The sequence below is a fragment of the uncultured Erythrobacter sp. genome, from assembly GCF_947502395.1.
GTDB lineage: Bacteria > Pseudomonadota > Alphaproteobacteria > Sphingomonadales > Sphingomonadaceae > Erythrobacter.
The window spans coordinates 1-8,882 of sequence record NZ_CANMZM010000005.1 but is presented as its reverse complement, the minus strand read 5'-3'; the positions used below and the strand labels follow the sequence as shown (position 1 = coordinate 8,882).

General features: G+C 53.9%; 8 protein-coding genes. 4 read left to right on the top strand and 4 right to left on the bottom strand.

What is annotated here, in order from left to right:
* Nucleotides 1–191 precede the first annotated feature (191 nt).
* Together Q0778_RS16265 and Q0778_RS16260 are read right to left on the bottom strand one after the other, a co-directional pair.
* Nucleotides 192–872, bottom strand: coding sequence for a nucleotidyltransferase domain-containing protein (locus tag Q0778_RS16265; RefSeq protein ID WP_298337809.1), 681 nt, complete (start codon nt 870–872; stop codon nt 192–194).
* A gap of 51 nt (nt 873–923) precedes the next feature.
* Nucleotides 924–1,838, bottom strand: a complete 915-nt coding sequence (locus Q0778_RS16260) for a WYL domain-containing protein (RefSeq protein WP_298337807.1) — start codon at nt 1,836–1,838, stop codon at nt 924–926.
* A gap of 136 nt (nt 1,839–1,974) precedes the next feature.
* Here Q0778_RS16260 and Q0778_RS16255 point away from each other — a divergent pair, with 136 nt between their 5' ends.
* The 4 genes from Q0778_RS16255 (at nt 1,975) to Q0778_RS16240 (ending at nt 6,629) form a co-directional block, all read left to right on the top strand.
* A complete protein-coding gene (locus Q0778_RS16255; protein ID WP_298337804.1) occupies nt 1,975–3,117 on the top strand; it encodes a patatin-like phospholipase family protein in 1,143 nt (380 codons plus the stop codon).
* A gap of 10 nt (nt 3,118–3,127) precedes the next feature.
* Complete coding sequence (locus Q0778_RS16250; RefSeq protein WP_298337802.1) at nt 3,128–4,174, top strand: cyclic GMP-AMP synthase DncV-like nucleotidyltransferase; 1,047 nt, start codon at nt 3,128–3,130, stop codon at nt 4,172–4,174.
* Complete coding sequence (locus tag Q0778_RS16245; protein ID WP_298337799.1) at nt 4,167–6,002, top strand: ThiF family adenylyltransferase; 1,836 nt, start codon at nt 4,167–4,169, stop codon at nt 6,000–6,002. Before Q0778_RS16250 ends, Q0778_RS16245 begins: the two co-directional genes overlap by 8 nt.
* Before the next feature lie 177 nt (nt 6,003–6,179).
* The gene (locus tag Q0778_RS16240) at nt 6,180–6,629 is read left to right on the top strand and encodes a hypothetical protein (RefSeq protein WP_298337796.1); all 450 of its coding nucleotides are present in this window, start codon (nt 6,180–6,182) and stop codon (nt 6,627–6,629) included.
* 132 nt (nt 6,630–6,761) lie between these two features.
* On the opposite strand, the gene Q0778_RS16235 is transcribed toward Q0778_RS16240, so the two are convergent.
* Nucleotides 6,762–8,177: a DUF2235 domain-containing protein gene (locus Q0778_RS16235; RefSeq protein ID WP_298337794.1), complete on the bottom strand. Its 1,416-nt coding sequence runs from the start codon at nt 8,175–8,177 to the stop codon at nt 6,762–6,764.
* Nucleotides 8,178–8,295: 118 nt separating this feature from the next.
* On the bottom strand, nt 8,296–8,598 hold the full coding sequence (locus Q0778_RS16230; protein WP_298337791.1) for a hypothetical protein: 303 nt from the start codon (nt 8,596–8,598) through the stop codon (nt 8,296–8,298).
* Nucleotides 8,599–8,882: the final 284 nt, after the last annotated feature.

The following is an 8,882-nucleotide window of genomic DNA, read 5'->3' as shown; positions in this document are numbered from 1 at the left end:
AGGCGAGATCGGACTTCTCAGAACCGGGGCAACCGGAAACGGAAAGCAAATTTCTTGCGCGGCAGAAATGCGCCCCATAGTCGGTCATAGCTGATTGGCCGGCACCTTCCTGAAAGCGGCCATCTGCGAACAAAGTTCGAATAGGTGACGTTGCCGAGAACACAATCGCATCAAGTTTGGTTTGCTTTGAGTTAGGTATACCCGCTCCTGCTTTCCTCTTCTTGATTCATAGTTTGCATTGCTACCTTATTGCCGGTGTCGGCAAATCGTCGTCTGAAATCGTCAACCGACTTTAGCGATCGAGGCGCGGCTCGATAGCCGATGTCAGACATAAACTCCTCGAGCAGTTGCTTGGTCCAGGCAGAACCGATCTTTTCATGACGCGATTGCAGAATACGGCGGCCTGCCTCTGAGGAGGTCCGTTCAGCAAGTTGTTGCGGTGCAAATATCGCTTCACTCCGATTGGCTGCGTCTGCAATCAACACTGTGCGCACACACCAGAGCGCTCGCTTTGCCAGAAGGGCATCGTTGATCTGGTCGCTTTGCAAGATCAAAAACCAAGCAAAATCAATGGCATTATCGATATCTTGATGGTAGCTGGCACGAAACTTGAACCGGTCACGTAGTTTGGCAAGGTAGTCCTCAGGATCGATTAGAGGTTTGGCTTCGTGTACGAGGTGACAGACGAACAAGTCGCCGTTCTGGGCATCTTCTATCAAGCTCTTCCACGAATAAAGAAATAGTGAGAGACTTCCGGCCGAGACATGCTTTCGATCATTTTCCAGACATATCAGAAGCAGATCGGTGTCGGAGGATTCTGACTGATCATTTCGGGCTTGGCTTCCGAATAGAATTGTCGAGACTATACGCACGGTATCTTGGTCCCGTTTGTCAGTGCGCAAAACCGGCCTGTCGATTGCCTACTACTCCTCACCGGTTGCATTCTCGATTACCCGGGTCAAAGCTTGTTTTGACAGCTTCCTGGCCGATGCCTTGGCCTGTTCGACTTCCTCGTAATTTTCTAGCACCAATTGCTGTCTGTTGGCATCGAGCAGGCCTGGTTGCAGATCGAGATTGCGCTCCACAATAAGGAAGAAACTAAGGGCCAACCGGCAGGGAAATCTTAGCTCCCCATCTTTCATTCCATACTCAGTAGCGACAGCGGCCAGCTGATCGGCGCCGAGTTGGGGATTCGGCGCAAGTATCAAGTCAAGCTCGTGTATCCACTCGAAATCGAGAGCCGGATCGATAAGCGATGAGCGAACAGCTTTGACTGACGTGATTCTACTGATGTTGTAGAACCTGAAGTCATTGTGCTCGCGAGACCATGATCTCACATACCACGCGCCAGCACTATGAAAGAGGGCATGAGGAGCGATTGTCCGAGGTGGTTCGGAGGAGCCGGTTATCGATGTATAGCGAACGTCGATTTCATTTTTACTGCGGATGGCATCCAAAAGGCTCAACAAGATGTCAGGATCTGTACGACGTCGTCCCAGCGTGACAATCTCAACCGGTGGAAGGGCAGCGAACCACGTGTCTTCGGGCCTCATCCATTCGTTTTCGATTGCTACAAGCTGAAGCAGATATCGCTCGATCGTATCGCCAACGAGTGCAGGCTTGAACTCAGAAGTGCGAACGTAGGCCTTCTTAGCTCGATCATATTCGAGGTTGGCGGCCGCCAGCTTCTCGTACTGCGAGATATCGGATGATGCCTGCTGCGGTGAAATCCCGAAAGTCTCCGAGAGATCACTTCGATTAAACCTGCCATCCCAAAACAACCTGAAATCGATGAACTCGAGCCGGCGCTGCACTCCCCACTTAAGGCCGTCGGACACTCAAAACCCTCCATCTACTCGATGCTAAAAAAATATCGCGTCGCATTTCTTGACGCGTTTTCACTTCATTCCCATATCATATGGACGAGCGGGCGACTCGAGGCAAGCATGTCAGGATCGAAGGAACAGGTGGGTAATGGGTGGCAACGAGCCAGAAAATGAAGCCGGTGTGACCCTAGCGCCTTATCGGGCGCTTAGTCTGGATGGCGGCGGAATGCGTGGCATCTACACAGCTGCCTTTCTTTCCCGGTTGTCTGGGCATTTCGCCAAAGGACGGGGCAAGGAGGCTCTCGATCTTGGCAAGGGCTTCGACTTGATCGCGGGCACCAGTACCGGAGCGATCGTAGCCAGCGCTCTGGCCAACGGAAACTCAATGGATGAGGTGGTAAGCCTTTATCGACAACATGGAGCGAAGATTTTCCCGCACCGAATTGCGGGCAAGCGCAGCGCATTGGCGCGTGTGCCCAAGGGTGGGAAGTATGTGCGCGAAGGCGATACCGCGCTTCGCTGTGCCCTCACCAACGTTTTGGGCGAAGTATCACTGGCAGACGTCTATAACTTGCGCGGTATCTCGCTCGCGATCCCGACCGTTTTGATGAGCGAACACAGGGCGCTTGTATTCAAAAAGACACTGAAGAGTGGCTCTCGCGACGACAATTATCATCTCGTCGACATCTGCATGGCGAGCAGTGCTGCGCCGATCTATCGCTCGCTCGCGGCGGTTGCCGATCCAAACTGTCCAGAGGGTCCGAAACAAGTCTTTGCCGACGGTGGCCTATGGGCTAACAATCCCATCCTCGTTGCGCTGATCGATGCGCTGGCGAACGCTGCTCCGCATCAGCCCATCGAGCTGTTCTCGCTTGGCACATGTCCAAGGCCCGAAGGAGAGCATGTCTCCGAAGATGAGGTCCACCGGTCGATGCTTGATTGGTCCCTCGGTGCAGATGTGGGGCCGCTTAGTATCTCCGCCCAGGAGTTCGCTTTTGACAATATGGCCCGCCTTCTGGCCGGCGTACTCAGCGATTGCGGTAGGTCAATTAGACGTATTCGGTTTCCGAACAAGCCGGTTCCGGCCAGCATGATGCCTTTCCTCGCACTAGACGACACACGGCCGGAAGCAATGGATAGGCTTATTGCTCAGGCGAATACCGACGCGGATCTAACAAAAAGCGCATGCGATGATCCGCACAATGCCGAAGGCCAGATGATCCGTCGCCTCTTCGAAGAGCTTGAGCCTGCTCCCGAAGTTCCACTCTCCAGTTTGCCCGCCTCCACTTAAGGAAGATAAGATGCACGACTGCTCCAAAGATATTCGCGCCTATCATGATCAGCAAGTCACTTTGCCGACGACCGCTCAGAACCAGATGCGCAACCGGCGCAATACCAACCGGGACCGTCTGCGCAATGGCTTGAACAAGGCCGAAAACCCGGCGCCAAAAGAGTTCGTCAGCCAAGGCAGTTACGCCATGAAGACAATGATCCAGGACCCTGATAACGATTACGACATCGACGACGGCGCTTACTTCCTCAAGGAAGACCTAATTGGCCCGCGCGGCGCGGAAATGACAGTTTTGCAGGCTCGGCAAATGGTGCGTGACGCGCTTGATGATGGTCGCTTCAAGACACCGCCCGAGGTTAAACTAAACTGCTTACGAGTGCACTACGACGCCGGATATCATATCGACATTCCCGTTTACCGGACTGTTGTCGTTGACGAAGTCCTCGGCGACGAAATTTTTCACGAGCTGGCGTCTTCTTCCGGTTGGAAGAGGTCGGACGCTCGCGACGTGACTTCTTGGTACGAGGACCAGAGGAGCAAGTCTTCCGACGCTCAACAGATCCGTCGCATCAATCGGGATCTGAAACAGTTCGCCAAAAGTCGCGCAAGCTGGAAGGGGCGTATGCTAAGTGGCTTTGGTATCACCAAGCTGATTACAGAACGGTTCCGAGCGAGGGCTCGCGAGGACGAATCCTTGTATGATACGATGGTCGCTATCCGTGATCGCCTCGACCTTTGGCTTGTGATCGAGCATCCGGTAACGCCCGACGAAACCATTACCGATGGCCCAGAAGACGCCAAAGCGAAATTATTCCGATCGAAACTGACGGAAGCGATCGAGAATCTCCAACCGCTATTCGACCCAGACTGCTCTCGCGAGACGGCATTGAAATGTTGGGATAAGGTATTCGCAACGACCTTCTTCAGTGAGCGCTTAGAAGAAAAGCAGCGAGCAAACTCGAAGGGCCCTGCAATCGTAGGCGTTTCGACGGTCCTATCTGGTACAGCGGCAGCGGCTTCATCTATCGAGAGTGCTGGCGGAGGGCGGCATGCTTGATAGCGGCCGCTCGCTGGAGTTTCGGCGAGCGGCGCTCGAACTTGAAGCGCAACTTCGGCTGAAGACCGGAGTCGTGCCTGAACGTTTGTCCGCTAGTGAATTACGAGCGTGCTATGGCAGACGTCGATGGGTGAAAGGCTGGCGAATTCCGATTGAGTTCTCTGACGAGAATGTGCGTCAAATCGACATCGTGGCGAACGAGCATTTCCCTCTCGTCCCCGTAAGAACGGCGTTGCGTGAACGTCCACCGTTTTTGACGTGGCCGCATGTCGAGGAGGATGGCACTCTGTGTCTTCTGCCAAACCTTGCGGAATGCGATCCAGACAATCCGGTATCGGTCGCTGAAAACCTTCTGAATAGATCGGTTCGCCTTATTGAGGAATTGCTCGAAGGAGCCATCGTAAACCGCGACTTCAAAGAAGAGTTCCTTACCTATTGGGCGTATGACGCGCACGGTCGAGGTGAAGAGGTCATCAGCTTGATCGATCCGGCGCCACCCTCGAGAACTGTGAAGCTTTGGCGTGGCCGCGGCTTGCAGGTCATAGGCGAGGACCTTGCGAGCGTCGAAAAATGGGTGCGCAACCGGTTCACTGAGACGCGTTCGGTAAAATGCGAAGACGCGGCCTTTCTTTGGTCTTCTGAACCGCCCTTGCCTAGCGAATATCCTCAGAAAGGGGCGGACGTCTTAGCTTTGGCGCGGAGCCTTGGGGCAGGTTCCGAAGAGACCGTGCGTCAGGTGGCTTCGGAGAACGCCGACAGCTTGGTAATCCTACTGGGCGCTCGGGGCCGAGGTGGTCCGGGCTTGGTAGCTATGCATTTGCCAGGTCGCTCGAGTCGTTTGGCCCGCAAGGGCCGAGAAGCCAATAGGCTGTCCAAGGGCTTTCGATCTGGTCAGACGCCGCGTGATGTCCTCGTAACCAGGACTTTTGGGCAGCAGGGGATCAGGAGAACGGGGGTCGCACGCGCTGATGCTGCATGGGTGCACGGACGCGGTGCCGACGGGCGCTCTGCAACACTACTAAACAAAACCATCGTCGTCATCGGATGCGGATCGGTCGGCGCACCAATTGCATGCCTGCTTGCGCGTGCCGGAGTCGGCAAGATCGTTCTGGTCGATCCCGACGTTCTCAGTTGGGCAAACATCGGCAGACACCCACTTGGCGCTGCCTATGTTGGAAAGAACAAAGCACAAGCAATGCAGGATCATTTGGCGTCAAATTTTCCACACCTCGACGTTGAGTTCCGAGATCACGACGTCCGCAGCGTAGTTGGGACAAACGATCCCGCGTTGGCTGATGCAGATCTGATCATATCCGCGACCGGAAGCTGGTCCGCTGACCATGAATTGAATCGATGGCATCTTGAGAATGGGCGCGCTCAGCCGGTGCTCTACGGTTGGACTGAGGCGCATGCGTGCGCGGGTCACGGTGTGGTCGTCGCACATGAAGATGGCTGTATTCAGTGTCATATGAGCCAAGTGGGACGGCCGGATTTCGTGGCCATCGACTGGCAGGAAGGGGCAGACGCAAACCTCGAGGAGCCGGCATGCGGCGCGCATTATCAACCCTACGGCCCGGTTGAACTCGAATTCATTAATGCAATGCTGGGTGAGTTGGCTTTGGACTGCCTTCTCAATGCACCCAGCCAATCACTGCATCGCGTTTCGCTTGCTCGAAAGAGCAGGATCGGCTCATTGGGAGGTGAAGTATCAAAGGCCTGCCAAGTGGAGATTGTCGATGATGGTCATGGCCCGATCATATTTGATCGAGAATGGCCGGTCACAAGCTGCAAAGCTTGCGGAGATGTTGAGAAGTCGGAAGCTGCATGAGACGCCACTGCCCCCTCGGATTGTTCTACACGCCAGAAGCTTACAGTCGGCAACAAACTCAAAATTGAGCCGGGAGCTAGGACGACAAATACCATTCCAAAGATGAGGTAGGGTGCCGTATGGCCATTTGGTTGCTATCTCGGAGTTGCGAATGGGCGTGATCTGGAAAGGTGTTCAATGGACGGCCAGGCGATCAAGGCGACGATCCAGGAAGCGATAGCCACGCTTCAACAAGAAGAAGCGACGATCCTCACTCTCGACGTTAGTGAACGCACAATTTGCGCCTGCCTAGCAGCAATTTTGAAGCGGACATTCGAGGATTACTCGGTCCACGTGGAGTACAATAGGCATGGGGTCTATCCAAAGGAGATTGAACTCCCAGATTCTGCTGGCGAATTGACGTCAGCGCGAATTTTTCCGGACATTATCGTCCACCATCCCGGCGACGACGACGCGAATCTATTGGTCATCGAAGTCAAGAAGACAACCAATCCGGTGAAAGATGAACTCGACATCATGAAGCTCCAACAGATCAAGCAACAGATCGGCTATGAATTTGCTGCATTCTTGCGGTTGCCAACTGGTGCTGAGGCCAATCCTGACGATCGACATGTCGTATGGGTTTAAAACGCTGATTGTCTGCCGTCTCGAATTCAGATTGAGAAAGCAAACAGACCGCTTCTGGTCCAGACTCTGGCAATCAAGACAGGTGCGCGATCAAATGGGCGCAAACCCAGTCTATTCAGAGTGAGCATACACTCAATTATAGTAGCGCTCGAAGCGACTATCCTCGCGAAGTGATTCAGGGCGATAAGGTTCTTGCCTTCCGCATTTGTGTATCGAGGTTAGGGCAAAGCGATCATGAACTGACTTGTGGACGGGTGCCCCCAAGACAGCCTTTCTGATTTTCTCTTTCCAGCTCTTGCGAAATCCTTGTGGCCACCAACGGGGATAAGAGTCACGCACGGATTCAACTTCACAGTGCTGCATGCCCGATGCCGAAGGAAAGATATTGAGCTTCTCATCGTCAATTTTCAGCGGTTCCGGCAAAGAGCGCGCTTCATCGATCATCCATTTGAGAGCGATGTCGGACAACCGAGATTCCGTTTCCGGATAACTGCCACCAATGTCTGAGTGGTTGCCAGCGAACCAGAGCTGCACAAACGGTTCGATATCTCCATCTCGCGTGTAGTCGAGTTGCTTGTAACCCCACCTGACGCGAGGGAAGTCTGCGCGGGTTTCATCAATCGCAATTGCGTGCCGAGTATAGCCCGTGCGTGTGCTCAGACCTCTGTCGTAATTCTTCATTCGCCATTTGGCGAAATGCCACTGGCTCTTCCCCTTCTCCGGAAAATTCTTGATGCGCTTGAAGGACGACCGGAAAGTTCTCCAGCCGGCATAAAGGAGGCTGAGCGAGCCGAAGGCACCAAATGATACCCAGTATGAGAGCGGCAAGAGCCAGCTTGTCAGATAGGACAGCCCGCCAATCACACCAAGCGCCAACAAAATCAGGAAAGCTGAGATCAAAAAGCGGACTATGCCTTTCGAGCCAAGCGAGGCGACCGTGTCGAAGACACCAACAAAATACGGATAGACATTGGCGCCGTCATCATCGCCAGAGCCGTATTTCGTCCTAAAGCGGCGTCCAAGCTCATGCTTGGCCCTAAAATGCTTCTTGGCGGCTCCACCAGCGCCATATTCATAGACCTTCACGACAGCCTCATGAGCGATCGCGCGGGTTTTGCTGGTATGCTTTGGGAGAAGGTTACCGTCGCCGTCAGTTGTCGGAATGCCGCAAAGGCTGATTAGGTTGGCGACACAGCGCGCAGTATATGCACCCCTACTGAACCCGAACAGAAAAACCCTGTCGCCGGGCTCATAAAGGTTCAGGATCGCCTCATAACAGTCGATGATGTTTTGTGTGATGCCACGCCCAGTAGCAGAGGAAAGAAGCTTGTTTAGCGATCGTCCAATGCCCGTGAATCCGCTTCTCACATCATCATCCGTGCCAAGCCCGGGGTCATAGAAACAAACCTGCTCGGCAGGATCGATTGTATTTGAAGGATCAACGCGGGCAGCGCGGTAAATCTTGTAGACGTTGCTCAGTCGCTGGTCAGGTCGAACCCCGCCCGCCTGTCCCGTGCCGTCCGAGAAAATACAAATGTTCTTGCCCATAGCTGCCGCCCATTGTTCTTGCTCTGTTCAGCATAGAGAGCGAGGTGGTGAAGGGCAACAAAAGGTCCCCATATTGAGACGATCAGCGGGGATATCTTGAGAATTAGCTCGAAAGTGATCAACCAAGCATTAGCAAGCCAAATGCGATCACAGCGCACCAGAAGGCTGCATGTTCCAGTTTGGCCCACCACCTTCCTGACATAGGTGCAGCGCCGTATGCGCCTATCTTGTTTTCCCAGACATCTTCGAACTTCTGCGCCGTGATGCATGCCGTGGCTACTACCGCACCCGCAATGCCCGCCACCAATATACCGCAGATTATGACCCATATCGCCGGTGAGGCGGTGCTGATTCCTAGGACTTTCGTCAGTCCAGGCGAACTGATGACGGTTAGAAGGGCTGCACCCAGGGGAATGTACATTCCGAGATGGAACACGGTGTAGCTAAAAAGTCGCGATAACCTTTGGTCGTCAGTCATCTTGCGAGCCTAGCATCTCAAGTGCCAGTCGAGAACAATCACATGTATACTGAGTTCAAAGCATGATCTTCGTATGTCCAAGAAGGAGGAGTACTTTTGAACCATTGTCCACTTCAAGGAAATTCTATTCGACAGGAGACAGTCCGCTTCCGGCCCAGATCGAGCCCCTGGCCTATAGCCAATATCGGCGTAGGAGCGGACATAAGGGCATGAGACATCTTTTGCTG

What these genes read in the sequence shown, in the direction of transcription:
- Q0778_RS16255 (WP_298337804.1), top strand. Translation starts at nt 1,975, where the DNA reads ATGGGTGGCAACGAGCCAGAAAATGAAGCCGGTGTGACCCTAGCGCCT.
- Q0778_RS16250 (WP_298337802.1), top strand. Translation starts at nt 3,128, where the DNA reads ATGCACGACTGCTCCAAAGATATTCGCGCCTATCATGATCAGCAAGTC.
- Q0778_RS16245 (WP_298337799.1), top strand. Translation starts at nt 4,167, where the DNA reads ATGCTTGATAGCGGCCGCTCGCTGGAGTTTCGGCGAGCGGCGCTCGAA.
- Q0778_RS16240 (WP_298337796.1), top strand. Translation starts at nt 6,180, where the DNA reads ATGGACGGCCAGGCGATCAAGGCGACGATCCAGGAAGCGATAGCCACG.
- Q0778_RS16235 (WP_298337794.1), bottom strand. Translation starts at nt 8,177, where the DNA reads ATGGGCAAGAACATTTGTATTTTCTCGGACGGCACGGGACAGGCGGGC.
- Q0778_RS16230 (WP_298337791.1), bottom strand. Translation starts at nt 8,598, where the DNA reads ATGTACATTCCCCTGGGTGCAGCCCTTCTAACCGTCATCAGTTCGCCT.